Annotated in this window: 17 protein-coding genes; 12 read left to right on the top strand and 5 right to left on the bottom strand. The window is 63.0% G+C overall.

Annotation, left to right across the window (positions count from 1 at the left end):
* The first annotated feature begins 21 nt into the window (after positions 1 to 21).
* The 4 genes from QQF40_RS07905 (at position 22) to QQF40_RS07890 (ending at position 5905) form a co-directional block, all read left to right on the top strand.
* Positions 22 to 954, top strand: a complete 933-nt coding sequence (locus tag QQF40_RS07905) for a VOC family protein (RefSeq protein ID WP_285460968.1) — start codon at positions 22 to 24, stop codon at positions 952 to 954.
* Between the two features lie 6 nt (positions 955 to 960).
* Positions 961 to 1971 carry an NAD(P)-dependent oxidoreductase gene (locus QQF40_RS07900; protein WP_285461101.1) on the top strand — a complete coding sequence of 337 codons (1011 nt, stop codon included), beginning with the start codon at positions 961 to 963 and terminating at the stop codon, positions 1969 to 1971.
* A gap of 3 nt (positions 1972 to 1974) precedes the next feature.
* The gene (locus QQF40_RS07895) at positions 1975 to 3540 is read left to right on the top strand and encodes an aldehyde dehydrogenase family protein (RefSeq protein ID WP_285460967.1); all 1566 of its coding nucleotides are present in this window, start codon (positions 1975 to 1977) and stop codon (positions 3538 to 3540) included.
* A gap of 304 nt (positions 3541 to 3844) precedes the next feature.
* Positions 3845 to 5905 carry a CocE/NonD family hydrolase gene (locus QQF40_RS07890; protein WP_285460966.1) on the top strand — a complete coding sequence of 687 codons (2061 nt, stop codon included), beginning with the start codon at positions 3845 to 3847 and terminating at the stop codon, positions 5903 to 5905.
* Between the two features lie 9 nt (positions 5906 to 5914).
* Here QQF40_RS07890 and QQF40_RS07885 read toward each other — a convergent pair whose 3' ends face one another.
* Positions 5915 to 6853: a LysR family transcriptional regulator gene (locus QQF40_RS07885; RefSeq protein WP_285460965.1), complete on the bottom strand. Its 939-nt coding sequence runs from the start codon at positions 6851 to 6853 to the stop codon at positions 5915 to 5917.
* 190 nt (positions 6854 to 7043) lie between these two features.
* On the opposite strand from QQF40_RS07885, the gene QQF40_RS07880 reads away from it, so the two are divergent.
* Positions 7044 to 8471 (top strand): sodium:solute symporter family protein, encoded by a 1428-nt coding sequence (locus QQF40_RS07880; RefSeq protein ID WP_285460964.1) that lies wholly within the window; start codon positions 7044 to 7046, stop codon positions 8469 to 8471.
* 235 nt (positions 8472 to 8706) lie between these two features.
* Positions 8707 to 9993: an NAD(P)/FAD-dependent oxidoreductase gene (locus QQF40_RS07875; protein WP_285460963.1), complete on the top strand. Its 1287-nt coding sequence runs from the start codon at positions 8707 to 8709 to the stop codon at positions 9991 to 9993.
* A 207-nt stretch (positions 9994 to 10200) separates the two neighbouring features.
* Here QQF40_RS07875 and QQF40_RS07870 read toward each other — a convergent pair whose 3' ends face one another.
* From QQF40_RS07870 to QQF40_RS07855, 4 genes are all read right to left on the bottom strand, one after another.
* Positions 10201 to 10902, bottom strand: a complete 702-nt coding sequence (locus QQF40_RS07870) for a FadR/GntR family transcriptional regulator (protein ID WP_285460962.1) — start codon at positions 10900 to 10902, stop codon at positions 10201 to 10203.
* 114 nt (positions 10903 to 11016) lie between these two features.
* Positions 11017 to 12537, bottom strand: a complete 1521-nt coding sequence (locus QQF40_RS07865) for a tripartite tricarboxylate transporter permease (protein ID WP_285460961.1) — start codon at positions 12535 to 12537, stop codon at positions 11017 to 11019.
* A complete protein-coding gene (locus QQF40_RS07860) occupies positions 12537 to 13007 on the bottom strand; it encodes a tripartite tricarboxylate transporter TctB family protein (RefSeq protein ID WP_285460960.1) in 471 nt (156 codons plus the stop codon). Before QQF40_RS07860 ends, QQF40_RS07865 begins: the two co-directional genes overlap by 1 nt.
* A gap of 77 nt (positions 13008 to 13084) precedes the next feature.
* The gene (locus QQF40_RS07855; RefSeq protein WP_285460959.1) at positions 13085 to 14050 is read right to left on the bottom strand and encodes a Bug family tripartite tricarboxylate transporter substrate binding protein; all 966 of its coding nucleotides are present in this window, start codon (positions 14048 to 14050) and stop codon (positions 13085 to 13087) included.
* Positions 14051 to 14697: 647 nt separating this feature from the next.
* Here QQF40_RS07855 and QQF40_RS07850 point away from each other — a divergent pair.
* The 6 genes from QQF40_RS07850 (at position 14698) to QQF40_RS07825 (ending at position 22121) form a co-directional block, all read left to right on the top strand.
* Positions 14698 to 15474: an SDR family NAD(P)-dependent oxidoreductase gene (locus tag QQF40_RS07850; RefSeq protein ID WP_285460958.1), complete on the top strand. Its 777-nt coding sequence runs from the start codon at positions 14698 to 14700 to the stop codon at positions 15472 to 15474.
* Positions 15475 to 15682: 208 nt separating this feature from the next.
* The gene (locus tag QQF40_RS07845) at positions 15683 to 17275 is read left to right on the top strand and encodes an aldehyde dehydrogenase (NADP(+)) (protein WP_285460957.1); all 1593 of its coding nucleotides are present in this window, start codon (positions 15683 to 15685) and stop codon (positions 17273 to 17275) included.
* Positions 17276 to 17415: 140 nt separating this feature from the next.
* Positions 17416 to 18444, top strand: coding sequence for a sugar kinase (locus tag QQF40_RS07840; protein ID WP_352230724.1), 1029 nt, complete (start codon positions 17416 to 17418; stop codon positions 18442 to 18444).
* Between the two features lie 114 nt (positions 18445 to 18558).
* Positions 18559 to 19572: a 2-hydroxyacid dehydrogenase gene (locus QQF40_RS07835; protein ID WP_502871426.1), complete on the top strand. Its 1014-nt coding sequence runs from the start codon at positions 18559 to 18561 to the stop codon at positions 19570 to 19572.
* Between the two features lie 178 nt (positions 19573 to 19750).
* A complete protein-coding gene (locus QQF40_RS07830) occupies positions 19751 to 20878 on the top strand; it encodes a LacI family DNA-binding transcriptional regulator (protein ID WP_285460955.1) in 1128 nt (375 codons plus the stop codon).
* Between the two features lie 166 nt (positions 20879 to 21044).
* Positions 21045 to 22121 carry a TRAP transporter substrate-binding protein gene (locus QQF40_RS07825; protein WP_285460954.1) on the top strand — a complete coding sequence of 359 codons (1077 nt, stop codon included), beginning with the start codon at positions 21045 to 21047 and terminating at the stop codon, positions 22119 to 22121.
* The last annotated feature ends 37 nt before the right edge of the window (positions 22122 to 22158 follow it).

The following is a 22158-nucleotide window of genomic DNA, read 5'->3' as shown; positions in this document are numbered from 1 at the left end:
CTCACTCAAGGAGTAATCGTCATGAGTCTTCCCCGTCAGTCACCGCAAGGCATCGACCACCCGCTGGTCACCGTACGTGATCACGCAGAGGCATTGGCGCTATATCGCAGGATGGGCTTCGCACCCTCGCCCGTCAGCTATCACCCCTGGGGCAGTGTCACCTCGTTGATGATGTTCCGAGACAACTTCATCGAGGTAATCGGCATCGACGATGCCAGCAAGTTCGGCACCAATTCCAGCGTGACCTGTGATGGTGAGCGTTTCTGCTTTGGCCGCCAGCTAGGCGAGTTTCTGGCGCGTGGCGAGGAAGGCGTGTCACTGGTCGCACTGCATAGCCGTAACGCGGACGCCGACCATCAACGCCTGACGGCTGCAGGCTTGCCAAGCCAGGGCCGCATCGATTTCCGACGCAAGATGACGCTGCCGGATGGTCGCGATGATGAAGCGGTCGTCTCGCTGGCACTCTTCATCGATCCGTCACTGCCGGATGCCTCCAACTTCCTCTGCCATCAACATCGCCCCGAGCTCATCTGGGTCGAGGGCTGGCAGCAGCATCCCAATGAGGTCGACGGCATCACAGCGATCACCTATCTCGCAGAGCCAGGCGATCTGAAGGCACCGCATCCACTGGAAACACGCTGGCGAGCGATCTATGGCGATGCGGTGGTCTGGCGCGATGGCGTGCTGGAAGCCGACACCGGCTGCGGCATGTTGCGCGCCGTGGATGCCGCCCAGGCAGCACGAGAATTCCCGCAGATGGCACTGCCCGCCAGCACGCAAGACCCGACCTTACGACCGCATGCCATCGCGATTCGTCTCAACACGCGCAACCCGCGCGCTATGCGCGAGCTTCTGACACGCAATGCGGTTCCCCATCACCAGATTGATGAGCGGACCGTGGTCGATGCCCGCGCAGCCGGCAACGTGCTGCTCGAATTCGTCGGCGCCGAATGACGCCTCCTGCTTGCCACATCAGTTGGCGATTCCCCCGCCGGCTGCCCCTTTTCACAACAATCGCATGACGATTCCAACCACGACAGGAACCACACAATGACAACAACCGTCGGTGTCATCGGACTGGGCAACATGGGTGGCGGCATGGCCGCAACGCTAGCTCGCCATGACTTCCCCGTCTTCGGGTTCGATCTCTCACAGGCTGCGCGTGACAAGGCCGCCGCGGCAGGCGTCATACCGGTCAGTTCACTGGCAGAGCTGCTGGACAGGATCGACGTCGTGATCCTGTCGCTGCCCAAGGCAGAGCATGTAGAGCAGCTATGTCTTGGCAAGGAAGGCGCACAGGAAACCGAACAGGACGCCATCAGTCTGCTGGCCCTGGGCAAGCCCGGTCTGATCGTGATCGACACCACTACCTCGACTCCCGAGACCAGCCGCAAGGTGGCAGTCGCCCTAGCGAGTCGCGACATCGACTTCATCGATGCCCCGGTGTCCGGCGGCCCCAAGGGCGCGGCGAGCGGCAGCATGTCGATGGTGATCGGTGCCGAGGAGGAAGTGCTGGCCCGCGCCATGCCGGTACTGGAAGCCATGAGCGGCAGCCGTGTGCACGTCGGCAGCTGTGGGGCGGGCAACGTCGCCAAGATCGCCAACAACATGCTCGCGGCCTGTCATCTGATCAGCACGGCGGAGGCCGTCTCCATGGCCGCCAAGGCAGGCGTATCCCCGGAGAAATTGCTGGAAGGCGTGAATGCGGGCTCGGGACGCAGCGGTGCGAGTCAGGTGATGTTCCCCAGCTGGGTGATCAACAAGGCCTACGATTCCGGTTTCACCATGGGCCTGATGCGCAAGGATGTCGGGCTGGCCAGTGATCTGGCAGCAGAGCTAGGCCTGGAACTCCCCCTTGCCAATACCGTGGCGCAGCTCTGGGATGACAGCCGCGCGACGCTGGATGACAGCGAAGACTTCTGCGCCATCGTGCAACGCACTGACCCGACTCTCTTTGGCCACGGAGAATAAGCCATGATGACCCAGAACATGACCCCGGCATTCTCGACGACTCAGCGTATCGCCGAGTTGATGCTGAATTTTCAGGACAGCAACCAATCTCATGACGACAGTTTTATCGTCAGCAGCCTGATCGGTGGAGAGTTCATCACCGGCACGGGTGAGCCCATCGAGGTACGCAATGCGCAGGATGACAGCCTGATGCTGTCCTTCCCGGACGCCGATGCGTCTCAGGTCGCGCTCGCCAATGCCGCCACACGCCAGGCGCAACCCCAGTGGGCTGCCATGACCGCCCAGGCACGTGGGCGCGTCATCTACCAGATAGGCAGCCTGATTCGCGAACAGGCCGAGGCGCTGGCCGAACTCGAAGCGCTGAGCGCCAACAAGCCGATTCGCGATGCGCGGGTCGAGGTGGCCAAGGTCGCCGAGATGTTCGAGTACTACGCGGGCTGGGCAGACAAGCTGCACGGCGAGGTAATTCCGGTCCCGACCTCACACCTCAACTACGTGACCTATGAGCCGCTGGGTACCGTGCTGCAGATCACGCCGTGGAATGCGCCGATCTTCACCGCTGGCTGGCAGATAGCCCCGGCCATCACCGCCGGCAATGCGGTGATCCTCAAGCCTTCGGAGCTGACGGCGCTGTCCTCGCTGGCCCTCGGTGTGTTGATCGAGCGCGCCGGCGTGCCACGCGGGTTGGTCAACGTCATCGCAGGCTACGGCCATACCATTGGCCAGGCCTTCATCGCCGAGGGCGACATCCGCAAGGTGGTGTTCGTCGGCTCGCCCGCCACCGGTCGCCACATCGCCACCGCCGCGGCACAGCGCTGCATCCCCAGCGTGCTGGAGCTGGGTGGCAAGTCCGCCAACATCGTGTTCGAGGATGCCGATCTCGAGGTGGCCCTGCGTGGCGCCCAGGCGGCCATCTTCTCCGGCGCCGGTCAAAGCTGCGTGTCAGGCTCGCGCCTGCTGGTACAGGCCTCTATCTACGAGAAGTTCACCAGCGCGCTGGCCGAGGCCGCCACGCAATTCACCCTCGGTGACCCGCAGGACCCGGCGACCCAGATCGGCCCGATCAACAACGCCAAGCAGTACCAGCATGTGAAGTCGATGCTGGCTGGCGCTCTTGAAGACGGCGCTCGCCTGGCGGATGGCTCAGCAGACCCCATCCCGGACACTGGCGGCTATCATGTCGCACCGACGGTGCTGCTGGGCGACAACGCCATGACCTGCGCGCAGGAAGAGATCTTCGGCCCGGTCGTGGTCGCCATACCCTTCGAGGATGAAGCCGACGCCATCCGCATCGCCAATGACAGTCGCTTCGGGCTGGCCGGCGCCGTCTGGACACGTGATGTGGGCCGCGCCCACCGCGTGGCACGCCAGATACGCGCGGGCACCTTCTGGGTCAATGGCTACAAGACCATTCACGTAAGTTCGCCCTTCGGCGGCTACGGCGAGAGTGGCTATGGCCGCTCTTCAGGACTGGATGCGCTGCGCGAATACAGCGAAGTGAAGAGCGTGTGGGTCGAGACGGCAGCCGAACCGGCCGCCAGCTTCGGCTATGGGGCGAGTCTGGAGTAGCAAGATAGCGTCGTGTTGCCTGTCAGCAGGGCAGCACTCAAGACAAGCAGTGGTTGACGGGATGCATGGCCTTGAAATGTCCGGCATCCTTGCTCCCTCCCCGCATGACACCGCAAGGCGCCGTGGATTTCCCACCACGGCGCCTTGCGGCGTTTGACGGCTTGCGCCAGCATCGACTTCCTGCTTCTGATTTCCGAATTCTGAGTCCCGGCGTCGCGGCCAGTGGCAAGCAGTACTCCCGTGACAAGCAGTGCTCCCGAGACAAGGCATCCGTCCATCGACCCGACGACACAAGGATACGTGAATGCGCGTCAAGACTGACTTCCCTCATCAGGTCCGTGAGATTGAGCACACGCTGATTCCGCTCTCTGACGGCACCCGGCTGGCCGCCAGAATCTGGCTGCCGGAAGATGCGGAACAGGTACCGGTACCGGCCATCCTCGAATACCTGCCCTATCGCAAGAGTGACGGTACCATCGCGCGCGATGCCCTCACCCACCCCTACTTTGCGGGCCATGGCTTCGCCTCAGTACGCGTCGACATGCGCGGCAACGGTGAATCACAAGGGCTCATGGAAGATGAATATCTGCCGCTGGAGCAGTCCGATGCGCTGGAGGTGATCGACTGGATCGCCAATCAGCCGTGGTGCAGCGGCAAGCTTGGCATGATGGGCATCTCCTGGGGCGGCTTCAATTCGCTGCAACTGGCCGCGCTCCGACCCGAACCGCTCAAGGCCATCATCACCCTCTGCTCTACCGATGATCGCTACACCGATGACATCCACTACAAGGGCGGGTGTCTTCTCAACGAGAATCTGGCCTGGGCCGCCACCATGCTGAGCTTCTCCGCGGCCCCGCCGGACCCGCAGCTAGTGGGGGATGAGTGGCGTGTCATGTGGCAGGAGCGTCTCGACAAGATGCCACTGCTGGCCGAGACCTGGCTGTCGCATCAGCACCGCGATGACTACTGGAAGCAGGGTTCCATCAATACCGATTACGCCGATATCGAAGCGGCGGTCTATACCATCGGTGGCTGGGGCGATGCCTACAAGAACACCGTCGGGCGGCTGATGGAAAACCTGAGTTGCCCGCGCAAGGCGCTGATCGGCCCGTGGATTCACAAGTACCCGCACTTCGCGGTGCCCGATCCGGCCATCGGCTTCCTGCAGGAAGCGCTGCGCTGGTGGGACCACTGGCTGAAAGGCGAGGAAAACGGCGTGATGGATGAGCCGTCCGCCACCTTCTACCTGCAGGACTCTCTGCCGCCGAAGACGATGTATGCCGAGCGTCCGGGACGTTGGGTGCAGACGGATGGCTGGCCCGCCAGCGATGTCGAGATACGCCAGATGTCCCTGAGCGAGTCAGGCCTGAGCGACAACGCACGCCAGGGTCAGCAGGCGCTGACCAAGCCGGTCGTGGTGGATTCCCCGCTCACTGCTGGCCGTCATCAGGGCGAGTATTGCGCCATCTGGTTCGGGCCTGACCTGCCGGCTGACCAGCGTCTCGATGATGCGCTGGCCGTGTGCTTTGACAGTGAACCGCTCGACGCGCCGCTGGATATCCTCGGCAAACCCAGGGTCACGTTGACATTGGCCAGTGACCAGACCTGCGGCCAGCTGACGGTGCGCCTGGGTGACGTGCAGCCCGATGGCCAGGTCGCACGCATCACCTACGGCGTACTCAACCTCGCGTTGCGTGATCATGACAACCCGCAGCCTCTCATTCCGGGCGAGCCCATCAATATCGAGCTGGAACTGGACATGGCGGGCTATCGGATTCCGGCCGGCCACCGTCTGCGCGTGGCACTGGCGACAGCCAACTTTCCGATGGTGTGGCCGGCACCCCGGCGTGCGGCACTGACCCTGCAACCGGGCCTGCAATCACTTGCACTGCCGATCTTCACCGGTGAGGCCGTTGACAACCCCTTCGCGGCTCCGGAGTCCGCACCACCGGCCAACATCAGCGAGCAGCGCGAGGCCAAGCCCAGCCGCAGCGTGATCGAGGACGTGGCGACCGGAGAAATCACCACCATCGTCGCGGATGACCTGGGCGCGATGACGCTCGAGGACACCGGCATGCGGGTCGAGTATCGCTGTACCGAGCGCTATACCGCGCACCCGCAAGATGCGGATCGCACGCGTGCCGAGATCGTCTGGCACTACCATGCCGGACGCGATCAACTAGGGCGTGACAGTGCGCTTGGTGAGACCACCCCGGGCCAGTTCGACGTCCGCGTCGAGAGCCACTACCGCATGCGCTGCGACGCCGAGAACTTCTATCTCGAAGCCGAGCAGATCGCCTGGCAAGACGACGAGAAGGTCCACCGTCGTGACTGGCAGCGTACAGTGCCGAGAACATCGGTCTGAGGCGCCCGCTCAGGCGCCTGGCGCATACCTGTCCTGCGAGCGTTGCTGCCAGGACGCCAGCTCCGCCGCCAGATAGGGCATGAAGCGCTGCCCCTGACGCGAGACGGGATGAAAGCGCGAGGTGACCAGCGCGATGTCCAGGGTGATGCTCGGTGTGAAGGGCACGATGCGAAGGTGGCAATCGTGGCGCGCCAGCATCGCCTCCGCCGTCACCGGATCGATCAGCGCGATCCCCAGCCCTTCATTGACGAGCATCGCGACCGAAGGAAACAGATGCGTCTCGATGCTCGCCTGCAGTGTCATGCCGACCTGCTGGAAGGCCCGCGCGAGTTTCAGCGTGCTCTGGTGATGCTGGTCCAGCGTGATGATGGTCTCCCCGGCCAGGTCCGCAGGGCCCAGTGACGCCTTCTCGGCGAGAGGGTTGTCTTCTGGAACTGCAAGCGCCATGCACAGCCGGTACTCCTCGAGTATCAGCTCATCGATGGCGGCGTCCGACTCGATCACGCCGAGATCGAACTGGCCCTCGGCGACCCACTCGGCGATCTTGCGCGAGCTGAAGGTCTGCAACGACAGACGACTGTCGGGAAAATCGACAAGATAGCGCGCCATCACTCGAGGCATCACCGTGGGGGATAGCCCCGGCATCGACGCCACGGTGAGCTTGCCGGCATGGCCGTCACGCAGTCCATCGGTCAGCTCATCAAGGTGGCCCACCGAGGCCAGCACCTTGTCGACCCCTTCGGCCAGATGGACGGCCTCCGGCGTCAACTGGGTACCGTAGTGGTTGCGGCGAAAGAGCAGAAAGCCGACTTCACTTTCCAGATTGGTGATCGCCGTGCTCACCGCGGGCTGGGTGATGGCCAGGCGACGCGCTGCCTGGGAGAGGCTGCCCGTACGTACCACCTCTTGAAAGATCTGCAATTGACGCAGGTTGTGCCTGAGTTTCATGACGGCTGGGCTCTCATCTGATGGCAGGGCTCTCGCGGCGGGGCGCTCATGTCTGGAGTCTCGAGACTAGCCTCTCTCGGGCAGACTCTAAATTAATCTTATGACTTAATAGATCGCCTTTAGTTGTGCTTATACCCCCTGCGGGAGGAAGCTGACCAGACCCTCATAACCAACAACAAAGGGCCACACGATGCATATGATCGACCTCATGGGGCTATTGCTGTATTTCGCGATATTGCTCTATATCGGCTACCGCAGCGCCAAGAAGACCTCCAGCAGTGCCGACTTCGCCGTCGCTGGCAACAAGATCATCTGGCCGGTGCTGTTCGCCACGCTCGCTGCCTCCTTCCTCGGCGGAGGGGCCTCGATGGGCCGTGCCGGCAAGGCCTTCGATGAAGGCTACGCCTTCATGTTCGCGGCCTCTGCCTTCCCCATCGCCACCATCATTGCAGGTCTCTACATCGCACCGCGCCTCAAGCGCTATGCGGGTGCCCAGACGGTCGGGGACATCATGGCGCACCACTATGGCCGCAGCGCTCGCCTGCTGACCGGCGTCTTCTCGCTGATCTTCTGCGTCGGCATCCTCGGGGCTCAGGCGCTGGCCATCGGCACCGTCTTCAATGCCATCCTGGGCATCGACATCAGCACCGGCATCCTGATCGGCATGGCAGTGGTGCTGGTGTACTCCACGGCCGGCGGCATGTGGGCCGTGATCCAGACGGATGTGGTGCAGTTCGTGATGCTCGCCGTCTTCCTGCCCATCACCATGATCGTCGGGCTCGACAAGATCGGCGGCCCCGACGCCTTGATCGCTGCACTGCCCAGCGAGCACTTCAGCATCATGGGCGATTACACGCCGCTGATGTTCATCAGCATCTTCATCGCCTTCCTGCTCGGCGAGACCCTCGTCCCGCCCTACACCCAGCGCGCCCTGTCCGCACCGGATTCCCGTCATGCCAAGATCGGCTATTCGCTGGCCGGTGGCTTCGGTCTGCTGTTCTATGCCGTCAGCTCCACCATCGGCCTGATCGCGCTGGTGCTGTATCCGCAGATCTCGCCGGATCAAGCCATGCCGGAACTGATTCGTGACGCCCTGCCGCTGGGCCTGACCGGCCTGGTGCTCGCCTCACTGCTGGCCGTGGTGATGTCGACGGCGGATTCCTACCTGAACTCGGCAGCGGTCATCTTCGTGACCGACATCTACAAGCCCTTCATCAATCCCGCCATGTCCGGCAAGCAGCAGCTGTGGATCGAACGCGGCGTCAATCTGGCCATCGGGCTGGGCGCCATCATCTTCGCGCTTTATGCCACCTCGATCATCGATGCGCTGCTGCTGAGCTACGCCCTGTGGGCACCGACCATCCTGCTGCCGTTCATCTTCGCCGTGTTGTTCAAGGTTCGCTGCAAACGTGCCGGTATCGCCGCGATGCTCGCCGGGGCACTGGCCACCAGCGTCTGGAAGTGGAGCAGCCTGGAGCTCGAGGCATTGAGCGGCATCACGCCGCTGATCGCCGGCGTCATCGCCAATATCGTTGTCTTCACCCTCGTCTATCAGTTCTTGAACGCGGCGCCGGACCACAACGGCAATAACGCCCCGACCCAGCCCACCCACTCCTGAGGACCTGACAATGTTCGGACTGACCCTGTATGCGATCTGCCTGCTGAGCATCCTCACCGCCGTGGGCATCGGCATCGCCTCCTGGAAGTTCTACCGCGACAACTGAGCCATCGGCAGGGGCTGCGCCGTTTGATCAAGGGCCTTGCCAGGCCCTGCCATGCCCCTGCCACCGTCTTCACCACGCCGGTCATGTCGGGCAACACGCCCGGCATGACCGGCAAAGAGAGTACGCGCGATGACCCCGCAATCCCCCGCCGCCCGAGCGGCGAGCCACGACAGCATTGCCGTCATTGGCGCAGGCATCATTGGTCTCGCGACCTGCCGCGCCTTGCAGGCACGTGGCTATCACGTTCATTTGTATGACCCGAAGCCCGTCGGCGAAGGCACTTCCTTCGGCAACGCGGGTCTGATCGCCAACTACGCCACCTCGCCGATGGCCAACGGCGATACCCTGCGCCAACTGCCGGGCCAGCTGCTGAGCAGGCAGCCCTCGCTCGCCATCGCTCTGCGTCACACGCCTGCCCTCGCAGACTTTGGCTGGCGTTTCCTCAAGGCGGCAACGCCCTCCAATTTTCAGCGCCACAAGGCGGACCTGATCGCCTTGCTGGCCAATGCCGTCGAACGACAGCATGCCCTGATCGATGATCTGCAGACCAGAGCGACCACTGCTCTGGCCAGCCAGACAGGCTGTCTGCAGATCCAGCGCGACACCGTCATCACTCCGGCTTCGCTGGAAAAGATGGCCCAGGCGAAGCGCCATGACGGGGTCGAATGTCAGGCACTGGGCGCAAACCAGCTGCGGGATCTGGAACCGTCGCTCAACTCGAAGGGACTGGCAGGCGGCCTCTACTATCCTGACACCCGCCACCTCACCAGCCCACTGTCACTCAGTCGCCAACTCTACGCACAGCTGAAAGAAGGCGGCCTGGAGTGGACGGCGCAGCAGGTCGACACCCTCACGCCGCTTTCCAGTGGTGGTTGGCGCATCAACACCGCCGCCACCTCGCAGGAGGCCTCGCATGTGGTGATCTGCGCCGGCATCGCGAGCAATACGCTGCTGGCGGGGCTCGGCAAGCGACTGCCGGTGGTCAGCGAGCGCGGCTATCACATCGAGCTCACCACCTCGCTGCCACTCTCACGCCCGGTGGGTTGGCTGGCGCATCACTTCTACGCCTCGCCCATGGCCGAAGGCATACGCCTGGCGGGCACCACCGAATTCTGCGCGCCCTCGCGCCCCGCATCGTCACAACGTTGGCAAGCCCTGGAGCAATGGGGAGAGACGCTCTTCGGTCAGCCGCTCGACGTCGCCCGCCACTGGATGGGCGTGCGTCACTCCTCACCCGATGGCCTGCCGGTAGTGGGCGAAATGCCCGGCTGCCCCGGCCTGCTGCTCGCTTACGGACACGGTCACCTGGGCCTGACACTCTCGGCCGAGACGGGCGATCTGGTGGCACGCACGGTGGCGCACGAGCCCCTGCCGGAATACGCGCGCAGCCTGTCGCCCGCCAGGTTCTGCCAATGATCCCGCTCCCCTGAGTAGCTTCGGCCTCACCGTGCTATTCAACATGTTTTCACAGGCCGCGTTTTCACGCCTCCTGATACGACAATGCCTCTGATCGGTGACGATCAGAGGCATTGTCGTGGGTCATGATGTGTCGGCGGAACTCATGCCTGTCGAGGCACTTGCCTATGAGGCGCTTACCTCTTGAGGGGCTTACCTGTGGTGGGGCTAAGGCGCATGGACACCTTCGAACATGCGTCGGCGCGCGCCTTCGAGATGCGCCCGCATCGCGCTTTCGGCCGCCGTGGCGTCCTTGTCGGCAATCGCATCGATGATCGCCTGGTGCTCATCCTGGACGATGCGCAACCGCTCTTCCGAGGCGCGCAATGACAGGCCGCGCGTCAGGTTCATGCCCTCCTTGATGCTCTGGTTGAGCGAGCGCAGCACGGTGGCATAGTAGTGATTGCTGGCCGCTTCGGTGATCGCCAGATGGAACTCGAAGTCTTCATCCGAGGCGCGATCATGGTTGAGATTGGCCTGGTTGATGGCTTCGAAGCGCTGACGAATGTGCTCCAGCTGCTCCGAGGTGCGCCGCAGTGCGGCAAGGCCCGCCGCACTGGCCTCGACATTGGTGCGAAACTCGAAGCAACGCTGGATATCGGCGATGCTGGAGATGCGCGCGAATTCGAGCACGGCGCTGTCGGGTCGATTGATGACGAAGCTGCCGGAGCCCCGCCGCGAGACGACGAGATTGTCCTCGCGCAGCCGCGCCAGCGCATCACGCAGCACCGGACGCGATACCTCATACAGCTCGCACAGGCGCGCCTCGGTGGGCAGCTTCTTGTTGACGGGATAATCACCGCTGATGATGGCCGCCAGAATCTTCTCGTAGACCACCAGCGCCAGTGAATGCTTGGCTGCGTCACTCATCGTGTCATGTCGCCCTTTCTCATCACTCTTGGTCCACCTTCAGGCATGTCGGATGGTGTGCAATTCTACCGGAAACCCTGCCAGTTGAGGAAAGGCCGCGCGACTGACGCCCGTTCAGGCATCCTGGGGCTGAGTCGCTTCCTCTGCCTGAGGTGCCTTGCGCCCTGCCTTCACCCCGTTGACGATGATCATGCTCCACACCGCCACCGCGGCGATGGCCAGTACCATGGCGATGGGTCGGTCCACGAAGGCGGTCAGGTCGCCGTTGGACTTGAGAATCGAGCGCATGAAGTTGCTCTCGACGATCGGCCCCAGGATCACCGCCAGAATCATCGGCCCGACCGGGAAGTCGTTCTCGGCCATGAAGAAGCCCATCAGGCCGATGCCGAGCATGATCCAGATATCGAACATGGCATTGTTGGCCGCGAAGGCGCCGACGATGCAGAACATCAGGATCAGCGGGAACAGGATGCCGGTGGGAATCGACAGGATATGTCGTGCCCCGCGGATCGCCATGAAGCCCAGCGGCAACAGCAGCAGATTGGCCAGCACGAAGACCATGAAGATGGCATTCACCAGCGGTGCCTGATCGGTGAAGACATCCGGGCCCGGCGTGATGCCCTTGGTCATCAGGACGCCGATGATGATCGCCGTCACCGTATCGCCCGGGATACCGAACACCAGCGCCGGAATGTAGGCACCGGACAGCGACGCATTGTTGGCGGAACTGGCCGACACCAGGCCTTCGGGATGGCCTTTGCCGAACTTCTCCGGCGTTCTGGAGAACTTGCGGCTGACGGCATAGCTGATCCAGGAGGCGATGTCGGCGCCGGCGCCGGGCAGAGAGCCGATCACGGTTCCCAGTGCTCCGCCGCGCAGCACGCCGCCCTTGTACTTCCACAGGGTCGAACCGACGCCTTCGAAGGGACGCTTGATGACCGGCGGCACGATCGGCGCCGGGTTGCGCGTCTCTGGCATGCGGCGAATCAACTCGGAGATCGCGAACAGGCCAATCAGCACCGGCAGGATGGAGATGCCGGCCAGCAGATCGTAGTTGCCGAAGGTGAAACGCATCTGACCGGAGACACTGTCCATGCCGACCATCGCGATGACCAGACCTGCCAGCATCGAGATGCCGCCCTTGAGCGGATCACGGCCCGAGACGAGTATCGCGCAGGAAAGCCCCAGTAGCGCCAACCAGAAGTACTCATCACTGGTGAACTGGATGGCGAACTCGGCAATGCGCGGCGCGAAGAACGCCAGGATCAGCACCCCGAACACACCGCCGACCATCGAACAGGTCACGTTGAGACCCAACGCCAGGCCTACCTTGCCCTGCTTGCCCATCGCATAGGCTTCCTCGGTATAGACCGCCGAGGCTGGCGTACCGGGGATTCTCAACAGCGCCCCGGGAATGTCCCCGGCCACGATCGCCATGGCCGTAGCGGACACGATGGCGGCGATGGCCGGCAGCGGGTCCATGAAGAAGGTGACCGGCACCAGCAGGGCCGTGGCCATGGTGGCGGTCAGGCCCGGAATTGCGCCCATGAACAGCCCAAAGAGGGAGGCGGCGAGAATGATCAACAACACTTCCCAGGTGAAGACCATCGTGGCGGCTTGCAGTAAGTCACTCATCAGTAGATCACCTTTTCCAGCAGTCCCAGCTCGAGCGGCACGTGCAGCAACTGGCCGAACACGCCCCAGATCACCCCTGTCGCCGTCACCGCGATGCCGGCAGCGGGCATCCAGCGACGATGATGGAAGGTGTAGAGCAGCAAGGTGAGCAATACGAAAGACACCACGGGGAAGCCGATCACCGGGGTGAGATAGATATAGGCGATGATGGAGGCACAGATGGCCACCAGCGTCAGAATGAAGGTGATCAGCGGCACAGGATGCTGCCAGGCAAACCAGACTTCACGGTTGCGCAGCCCACGGACGAGCAGAATGGTCCCGAACAGTATCAGCAAGGCGCCGATCACTGTGGGAAAGGTACCAGCCCCATATTCCTGGCGCGGAAGGTTCTTCAGGTCGAGGGAGGCATATATGACGGCAGCCCCGAAGGCTGCCGTCACCACACCCGTCACCTTGTCGTTGGTACGCATGTGCGGTTACTCATGAAGACTCAGGAGGAAACTATCGAACTCTCTGGCAGCTCAGGCGCTAGCGGAGACTTGCGCGCTCAGTTGGCCAGGCCCAGCTTTTCGATGGTGACAGCGTTCTTTTCATCCTGGTCCTTCATGAAGGCACGGAATCCTTCTGCATCTTCCCACACGGTGCCGTAACCGCGGCTGGCCATGAAGTCCTGGAACTGCTCGGACTTCCAGACCTTCTCGGTGGCTTCTGACAGGCGAGCGGTCACGTCTTCCGGCAGCCCCTTGGGACCGACCAGACCACGCCATGAGCCTTGGCTCCAGTCATCCCCGGTGACCTCCTTGACCGCGGGAACGTCCTCGAAGGAGTCGACGCGCTCATTGGCCAGCACCGCCAAAGCCTTGACGCGACCCGACTGACGCATGGATTCGATTTCCGGCAGAGAGGAGAACACGATATCCACGCCGTCGGCAGCCAGCTCCTGCAGACCAGGCGCGGCGCCTTCACTCGGCACAAGCGTCACGTCATTCGGATTGATGCCCTGCTGATCCAGGAAGCCGGCGAAAGACAGATGATAGGCTGCCCCCGGCGCTGAGCCAGACAGTGTGTAGTCGCTGGGGTTGGCCTTCAGAGCCGACAGCGCATCGTCCAGCGTCTTCCACTCGGACTCGGCATTCACCGTGAAGGAGGCGTAGTCCAGGTTGAGCAGCGCGATCGGTGTGAAGTCCTCGTAGGACAGCTGCGCGGTACCGATGTGCTGATAGGTGGCGATCTCTGCCGTACCAAGCCCCAGGGTATAGCCGTCGGGACGCGCCATCTTCATGGCCATGTGTCCTACCACCCCTGACCCACCGGTCTTGTTGACCACATTGACCGGCTGACCGAGCTCTTCCTGAAGGCCAGCCGCCAGCTGACGGCCAACCGCATCGGTACCGCCGCCCGCAGACCAGGGGACGATCAGCGTAATGGGCTTATAGGGGTAGTCAGCTGCCATCACCGCAGAAGCGGACAGGGTCAGAACGGAAGCACAGAGGACTTGTGACAATTTACGCATGGCGAAGACTCTCTCGTTGTCTTGTTATGGAGGCGTTGCGTGGCTGTGTCTATTGCGTCACTGCAGCGTGGGACAGACGTTTCAATGATTGGCGTTGGCTGCCCCGAGCACTGGAATCAGTGTCATCGGGATGCACGGATTTTACAAGTTATGACAACTTGAACTTTAGACCAATCCAAAAAAGTAGCGTAAGCAAGATACGTGGGATACCAGTCGTGATGGGCTGACCGGATCAAGCTCTAGGATAGCCGACCCCGCCCATTGTGACCCTTATCCAATGGCCGCAACGCCTGCAAGCCCATCGGCCGCACCGCATCGACAATATCACAATAAACCATTGATATTTATAAAAATAATATATCTCAAGATACACCACTTTTTCGTCTTTGAAGCACTGTATTCTCTCGTTCAGCGTCCACTCGGCCTCCCGCGAGTCAGGGATCAGGACAACTTTCCAATGCCAACCAATAGACGAGACTGCACTAAAGCACTATTCGCTAGTTGTTATTATTTGTTTGTCGATTCTGTTTGTCTGGGCTAAGGTGACTCGTGCCGAGAGGGAGCCAATGCTCGCCGCAGGCCCCTCCACCTTTCATTCGCCATGCCGCCTCCAAGAGCGTACGGCTTTCCACCGTCAGGAATCCCACATGTTCACCGATCTCAAGCAGAAGAAAGTTCTCATCACCGGCTCCACCAAGGGCATTGGTCTGGCAGCTGCCGTGGCCTTCGCTCGGGAGGGCGCCCTGGTCGGCATCAACAGCCGCCAGCAGGATGATGCCGCCCGCGAGGCCATTGCCCAGATGGAAGCCACCGGAGCACGCTTTGAATATTTCGCACGTGACCTCTCCACCAGCGAAGGCTGCGCCGCGCTGGTCGAAGACTTCACCAAGGCCTTCGGCGGCATGGACGTGCTGGTCAACAACGCCGGTGGCCTGGGTGTGCGTGCGGGGCTCGAAAGCCTGGATGATGCCGCCTTCGACCTGGTGATGGACCTGAACCTGCGCTCCGCGATCATGACCACCAAGTACGCCATGCCGCACCTGAAGGCCTCCGCCAAGGACTCCGGTACCACCGCAAGCGTCATCAGCACCGGCTCCATCGCGGGTCGCGAAGGTGGTGGTCTGGGCGCCTCTCTGTACGGCGGCACCAAGGCCATGCTGCACAACCTGCATCGCAACTGGGTGAAGGAATTCACCAAGGACAACGTGCGCTTCAACATCGTGTCGCCGGGCACCATCGACACCGTCTTCCACGCCGACAAGAGCGAAGAGCTGCGCGCCAAGATCGCCGGCAGCATCGCCATGGGCCGCTTCGGCACCTCCGAGGAATGTGCACCGACCTTCCTGTTCCTCGCCTCCCACGCCACCAGTGGCTACATCACCGGCCAGGTGATCGATATCAACGGCGGCCAGATGTGCCCGTAAGGCACGAGACCGAAGGAGTGGACATTTCACTGACAGGTCCCTGACGTGCCGTGAGATGGAGTGAAGTGAAGCGCGATCCCCGGATGGCATCGCCTCGGATGAATGAGACGACCATCCCCATGTCCCGCCGCCTCCCTCGTCGAGGTAGGCAGCGGGACACCCCGACCTTGCCCGCGAAAAGAACGCCCCACGAAAAGAGAGACGCCATATGTCACCTTCCGATCAGACGACACTGCGCGGCCATCAGCTCATCGGACAGCAGAGTCTGCTGGCCGACGGCAAGCCCGTGCATGCCATCAATCCTGCCAATGGCGAGAGCCTGACACCGGGTTATCCCGCCGGCGGAGCCCGTGAGGTGGAGCTGGCGTGTCAGCTGGCACATGACGCCTTTGACCACTATCGGGAGACGGATGCCGAGAGCCGCGCCAGCTTCCTCGAGACCATCGCCGAGGAGATCGAGGCCATCGGTGAGCAGATCACCGAGCGCGCCCTTCAGGAAACCGGCCTGCCGCGGGCTCGCCTGGAAGGCGAACGTGGCCGTACCTGCGGACAGTTGCGCCTGTTCGCCGGTGTCGTGCGTGCCGGCGAATGGCTGGATGTGCGCATCGATCCGGCCATGCCGGAACGCAGCCCGATGCCGCGTGCCGACCTGCGTCAGCGCCGTATCGGCCTTGGCCCTGTTGCCGTCTTCGGGGCCAGCAACTTCCCGCTGGCCTTCTCGGTGGCCGGTGGCGATACCGCCTCGGCCCTCGCGGCCGGTTGTCCGGTCATCGTCAAGGCGCACTCCGCCCACCCGGGAACGTCCGAGCTGGTCGGTGGTGCCATCCAGCGCGCAGTGAAACGCTGCAACCTGCCCGAAGGCGTCTTCTCGTTGCTCTACGGCAGCGGCAGCACCCTGGGACAGGCGTTGGTCAATGACCCGCGCATCCAGGCGGTAGGCTTCACCGGTTCACGCAGTGGCGGTACGGCGCTTCTCAAGACGGCCCAGGCCCGCCCGCAACCGATTCCTGTCTACGCCGAGATGAGCAGCATCAACCCGGTACTGCTGATGCCGGCCGCGCTGGAAGCCCGCGCCGAAGCGCTGGGACAGGCCTTCATTGCCTCGCTCAACATGGGTGCCGGCCAGTTCTGCACCAATCCGGGACTGGTGCTGGCGCTGGAAGGCGAAGCGCTGGAGCGTTTCCTCAAGACCGCCGCCGACAACGTCGAGGCCAGTGCCTGCCAGACGATGCTGACGCCGGGTATCCACGACGCCTATCGCGGTGGTGTGGAGAAGCTCTCCGCCCTGCCCCAGGTACAGGAAGTCGCGCGCGGCGCACTGGATGGCGACAACGCAAGCCCGTGTCAGACTGCGCTGTTCCGTACCACCGGCAGTGACTTCCTGAGCGAAGCAGCACTGCAGGAAGAAGTCTTCGGCGCCAGCTCGCTGGTCATCGCCTGCCGCGATCTGGACGAGATGCGTGCAGTCTGCGAGCACCTGGAAGGCCAGCTGACCGCCACCCTGCATCTGGACGATGCCGATATCGACGCCGCCCGCTCCCTGATGCCGGTGCTCGAGCGTCGCGCCGGTCGCATTCTCGCCAATGGCTGGCCGACCGGTGTCGAGGTCTGTCAGGCGATGGTCCATGGCGGCCCCTGGCCGGCCACCTCTGACAGCCGCACCACCTCGGTGGGCAGCGCGGCAATCGAACGCTTCCTGCGCCCGGTGTGCTATCAGGATCTTCCCGAGGCTCTGCTGAGCCCGAGCCTGCGTGACAGCGCCGACCTGCCACGTCTGGTGGACGGCAAGCGCCAGCTCTGAGTCATTGCACAAGTGACGTGCAGTGAGTGACGTCTGATCGTCAATACGCAGTACGGCAACTTCCATGACGGCGCGGCTTCGCCAGCCGCGCCGTCATGCCTGACAAATACAAGGAATGTCTCCAAGACAAAGGACACGCCATGATGTCTGAGCAAGCCAGCGCGTCTTTGACGCCCACCTCTTTTCCTTCTTCCTCGCCAATGGAAATCCTCGCCTTTGGCGAAGCCATGGCCATGCTGGTCGCCGAGAGCGAGGGAGATCTTGCGCACGTCTCACATTACGAGCGCCGTATCGCCGGGGCCGACACCAATGTCGCCATCGGCCTCGCCCGGCTGGGCTTTCATGTCGGCTGGCTGAGCCGTGTGGGGGACGATAGCCTCGGGCGCTATCTGCGCCAGACACTGCAAGACAATGGCCTGGACTGTCGCCACCTGACCCGAGATGGCGAGGCGCCCACCGGCCTGATGTTCAAGGCACGTGCCAGTCAGGGCGAAGATCCGTACGTGGAATATTTCCGCCAAGGCAGTGCCGCCAGCCGCATGAATGCGCGGGATGCCGATGGCATCGACTTCAGCGCCCTGCGCCACCTGCATGCCACCGGCATTCCGCCGGCCATCTCCCCCAGCTGCCGTGAGCTGTCCTTCCACCTCTTCGAGCAGGCACGTGCCTCTGGCGCCAGCATCTCCTTCGACCCCAATCTGCGCCCCACCCTGTGGTCGAGCGAGCGTGAAATGCGCGACACTCTCAATCAATTGGCAAGCCGCGCTGACTGGGTGCTGCCGGGTCTGGCGGAAGGCGAGATCCTCACCGGCCACAAGACCCCCGAGGCCATCGCCGGGCACTACCTCGAGCAAGGTGCCAAGGCCGTCATCATCAAGCTCGGCCCCGAGGGCAGCTATTACCGTGGGCTGATCGGCGGCCAGGAAGCCGCCTTCAGCGTCCCCGGCCAGCGTGTCGAGCAGGTCGTCGATACCGTCGGTGCAGGCGATGCCTTTGCGGTAGGCGCCATCAGCGCCTTGCTCGATGGACTGTCACCTGAAGCCGCCATGCTGCGGGCCAACCTGCTGGGCAGTCGCGCGGTGCAGGTGCGCGGTGACATGGAAGGCCTGCCGGATCGCCAGACACTCACGGCGATCGAGAACGGAGAGGCTGCCAGCCTCGTTTCCTGAGCCGCAAATCGTTCATCTCGATCCGTTCATGTCGATCCGTTCCTGTCGAACGTGCATGAACTCAAGGAGACCTCCATGCACGCACAGCAGTACTCGCCCCAGGGAGCCAGCCAGATGGCCAGCGACGCGTCCAACCCCAGGCCCCGCCACAAGGTCGTCATGCTCAAGGCACTCGACGATGACCAGATGAGCACCCTGCGCGAACACCATGATGTCGTTGTGCTGCCTGAGGGCCTGTCCGCACAGGCGCGGGAAGACGCCTTGCGCGATGCCCTGCATGACGCCCACGGCTTGATCTGTTCAGGACATGTCATCACGCCATCGCTGCTGGATGCCGCTCCCGCCCTGCGGGTGATCTGCTCGGTCTCGGTGGGCTATGACAACTACCCGCTGGAGGCCATGAACGCGCGCGGCATCCTTTTGTGCAATACCCCGGATGTGCTGACCGAAACCACGGCGGACACCGGCTTTTTGTTGCTCATGGCCACGGCGCGACGCGCGGTGGAGCTGGCCTGCATGGTGCGCGATGGCCAATGGTCAGAGAGCCTCACTCCGTCCCACTTCGGCACGGATATACACGGCAAGACGCTGGGCATGATCGGCATGGGGCGCATCGGCGCGGCGATCGCACGGCGCGGCGCGCTCGGTTTCAACATGCGCATCCAGTACTCGAACGCCTCCCCCAAGCCTGAGCTGGAAAGCGAACTTGGCGCGACCCGCGTCGAACTGGACTCTCTGCTCAAGACCAGCGACTTCGTGTGCGTCACCGTCCCGCTCAGCGAGCAGACCGAACGCCTGATCGGCAAGCGCGAGCTGGAGTTGATGCCCGCCAGCGCCTTTCTGATCAACATCGCCCGCGGGCGTGTCATCGATGAGGGTGCCTTGATCAAATGCCTGGAACGCGGCGGCATTCGCGGTGCCGGACTGGATGTCTTCGAACAGGAGCCGCTGTCGGCAGATTCGCCGCTGACGCGCCTGCCACAGGTCGTGGCGCTGCCGCATATCGGTTCGGCGACCCATGAGACCCGGCGCGCCATGGCGCAACGTGCACTGGACAACCTGATGCTGGCGCTGGCAGGGGAATCCCCCTTGAGCGCGGTCAATGAAGCCCACTGGACACGCTGGTAGACCTGTGGCCGGCATGCCGGTGACGCCGCCCCTTCGACACTTGGCTGCCATACCAAAGTGCTGAAGGGATAGCCGAGGGATTGCTCTATGCTGACGACAAGGAATTGGAACAATCCAAAACGCCAGCACCCCAGCCCAGGCTTGGGATGACAACAAGAAAATGCCCAGGAACGACGCCATGAAATCGCCCAGCACGCCGTCCCCAGCCCGGGAAGATGCCATTCAGTCTTCGCAGGCCTCGTCATCACAGGGCTCATCAACGCAGAGCGCCTCGAGCAGCATCACGCTCCAGGACATCGCCGCCCACGCCAAGGTTTCGCGCAGTACGGTCTCGCTGGTGCTGCGCGAAAGTCCGCTGGTGGCGAAGCGCACCCGCGAGAAGGTCCAGGCCTCCATCAAGGCGCTGGGCTACGTCTACAATCGTGGCGCCGCCGCCATGCGGGGCAGCCGCACCGCCACCCTGGGCGTAGTGGTCTATGACATCGCCAACCCCTTCTTCGGCTCCATGGTCGCGGGTATCGATGCCGCCCTGCATCAGGAAGGCTATGTGTCATTTCTCGCCAACAGCGAGGATTCCCCCGAGCGCCAGCAGCGCTTCATCGAGCGCATGCGTGAACATCGCGTCGATGGCCTGCTGCTGTGCCCCGCCGAACACACAGACCCCAACCTGATCCATCAGCTGGCCGACTGGGGCATGCCCTGCATTCAGGTGATGCGCTACCTGGACGCGCCGCCCTTCGATTACGCCGGCACCGATTTCCGGCGCGTGGCCGAGATGGCTGTCAATCACCTCGTCAGCCTGGGCCATCAGCGCATCGCCTTCATCGGCGGCGCGGATCACTCAGTCAGTCATGACCGCTGGCTGGGCTATCAGGCCGCACTGGATCATCACGGTCTAGGCTATCGCCGCCTGGTGCGCGGCAATGGCGTGACCCGACGCGTCGGCCATGAACTGATCAAGACCCTGATGCAGGAAAGTCCACGCCCGACAGCGGTGGTCTGTCACAACGACCTGGTGGCCTTCGGGGCCATGCTGGGCCTGCGCCAGATGGGGCTCGAGCCCGGTCGCGACTGTGCCGTGATCGGCACTGATGACGTCGAGGAAGCCGAACTGGGCGACCCGCCCCTGACCAGTATCGCCACGCACCCCTATGCCATCGGGGTGCAGGCGGCGCGACTGGCCTTGCGCCGGATCGCCAATCCCGGCGGCGAGCGAGAGAGCGTCATCATGCCGCCGGAACTCAAGATACGCCGCTCCTGCGGGAGTCCTGACGACGCCATCGTCGCGACGCCCCCGAAGCACTGATACCAAGCTTCACCTGCGCGGCACGTCATGCCTGGAGAGCATCGACAAGCCGGGCAGCCCCCGAGCATGGACCGGCAGTCTGGAGACTGTCGGTCTGGCAAGCGCAAGACGGCAAGACAAGAAGACGCAAGGCACAACAACAAACAACGCCAAGGAAAACGCCATCATGCTGAATTGGATCAATCCAACCAAAGCCTCCTTCTCTACTTCCACCTCCATTCCCACTGCTATCACCCAGCGCTCACGCCTGAGCAAAGGGCTAACCAAGAGCCTGGCTGTCGCGGCCACCACCGGCGCCCTGCTGGGTGCCACGCTCGGCGTCTCGACCAGCGCCCACGCGATGGAACTGCGCTTCGGCCACGCTGGCACCGAAGATACCGCCTATCAGCTCGGCGCGGAGCGGCTGCGGGACCTGCTCGCCGAGAAGACCGATGGCGACATCACCATGACCATCATGGGCAACTCGGTGCTGGGCCATGAGACCGAAATGTTCGAACAACAGATGGCCGGCGCGCTGGACATGTCCATCGTCAGCCCGGGTCTGATCACCGACTTCTCACCCACTGCGAACGTCTTCACGATTCCCTTCCTGTATCGCGATGTCGATCACTGGCAGAAGGTGCTGGATGGCGATGTCGGTCAAGAGATTGCCCAGAAGATCAGTGATGAGACCGATGTGAAGGTGTTGGCCTACTTCGGGGGCGGCAAGCGGCATATCGTCAGCTCGCGCGAGGTCGCCTCACTCGATGACCTGCAGGGCCTCAAACTGCGTACCAACCCGACCAAGCCGCTGATCGTCGCCTGGCAGGCACTTGGGGTCGAACCGAGCGTGGTGGCCTGGAAGGAGATCTACACCGCCATCCAGCTGGGCGCGATCCACGGCCTGCTCAATGAGCCGGAATGGACCCTGCGCATGCGCTTCCATGAAGTCGCCCCCAACATCGCACTGTCCGAGCACGACATCACCGTGCGCCTGCTGACCATGTCAAAGATGTCCTGGAACAACCTGGATGAGCAGCAGCAGAAGACACTGATGGAATCTGCCCACGAAGCGGCGGCCTATGCCCGCAAGGTGCAGCTCGAGCAGGATGCGGACGCCCTCGCGGAACTCGAGAAACAGGGTGCCAAGCTGCATGAGATCGATCGTGAGCGCATGCAGGAGATCGTCGCCGAGCCACTCAAGGAAGTGATCGACGAGATGGGCCTGCAGGAAATCTACGACAAGGTGCGTGCGGTCAAGTAAGTCACGCCTGCGGGGCAGCCCTGCAGCGTCTGGCTGC

The sequence above is a fragment of the Cobetia sp. LC6 genome (assembly GCF_030264805.1).
GTDB lineage: Bacteria > Pseudomonadota > Gammaproteobacteria > Pseudomonadales > Halomonadaceae > Cobetia.
This window is presented reverse-complemented; position numbering and strand designations above follow the sequence as displayed.

Excerpts from the sequence above, each read along its gene's own strand:
- QQF40_RS07880 (WP_285460964.1), top strand. The coding sequence starts at position 7,044 with ATGCATATGATCGACCTCATGGGGCTATTGCTGTATTTCGCGATATTG.
- QQF40_RS07845 (WP_285460957.1), top strand. The coding sequence starts at position 15,683 with ATGTCACCTTCCGATCAGACGACACTGCGCGGCCATCAGCTCATCGGA.
- QQF40_RS07830 (WP_285460955.1), top strand. The coding sequence starts at position 19,751 with ATGAAATCGCCCAGCACGCCGTCCCCAGCCCGGGAAGATGCCATTCAG.
- QQF40_RS07850 (WP_285460958.1), top strand. The coding sequence starts at position 14,698 with ATGTTCACCGATCTCAAGCAGAAGAAAGTTCTCATCACCGGCTCCACC.
- QQF40_RS07865 (WP_285460961.1), bottom strand. The coding sequence starts at position 12,537 with ATGAGTGACTTACTGCAAGCCGCCACGATGGTCTTCACCTGGGAAGTG.
- QQF40_RS07860 (WP_285460960.1), bottom strand. The coding sequence starts at position 13,007 with ATGCGTACCAACGACAAGGTGACGGGTGTGGTGACGGCAGCCTTCGGG.
- QQF40_RS07875 (WP_285460963.1), top strand. The coding sequence starts at position 8,707 with ATGACCCCGCAATCCCCCGCCGCCCGAGCGGCGAGCCACGACAGCATT.
- QQF40_RS07890 (WP_285460966.1), top strand. The coding sequence starts at position 3,845 with ATGCGCGTCAAGACTGACTTCCCTCATCAGGTCCGTGAGATTGAGCAC.
- QQF40_RS07835 (WP_502871426.1), top strand. The coding sequence starts at position 18,559 with ATGGCCAGCGACGCGTCCAACCCCAGGCCCCGCCACAAGGTCGTCATG.
- QQF40_RS07895 (WP_285460967.1), top strand. The coding sequence starts at position 1,975 with ATGATGACCCAGAACATGACCCCGGCATTCTCGACGACTCAGCGTATC.
- QQF40_RS07870 (WP_285460962.1), bottom strand. The coding sequence starts at position 10,902 with ATGAGTGACGCAGCCAAGCATTCACTGGCGCTGGTGGTCTACGAGAAG.
- QQF40_RS07905 (WP_285460968.1), top strand. The coding sequence starts at position 22 with ATGAGTCTTCCCCGTCAGTCACCGCAAGGCATCGACCACCCGCTGGTC.
- QQF40_RS07855 (WP_285460959.1), bottom strand. The coding sequence starts at position 14,050 with ATGCGTAAATTGTCACAAGTCCTCTGTGCTTCCGTTCTGACCCTGTCC.
- QQF40_RS07885 (WP_285460965.1), bottom strand. The coding sequence starts at position 6,853 with ATGAAACTCAGGCACAACCTGCGTCAATTGCAGATCTTTCAAGAGGTG.
- QQF40_RS07840 (WP_352230724.1), top strand. The coding sequence starts at position 17,416 with ATGATGTCTGAGCAAGCCAGCGCGTCTTTGACGCCCACCTCTTTTCCT.
- QQF40_RS07825 (WP_285460954.1), top strand. The coding sequence starts at position 21,045 with ATGCTGAATTGGATCAATCCAACCAAAGCCTCCTTCTCTACTTCCACC.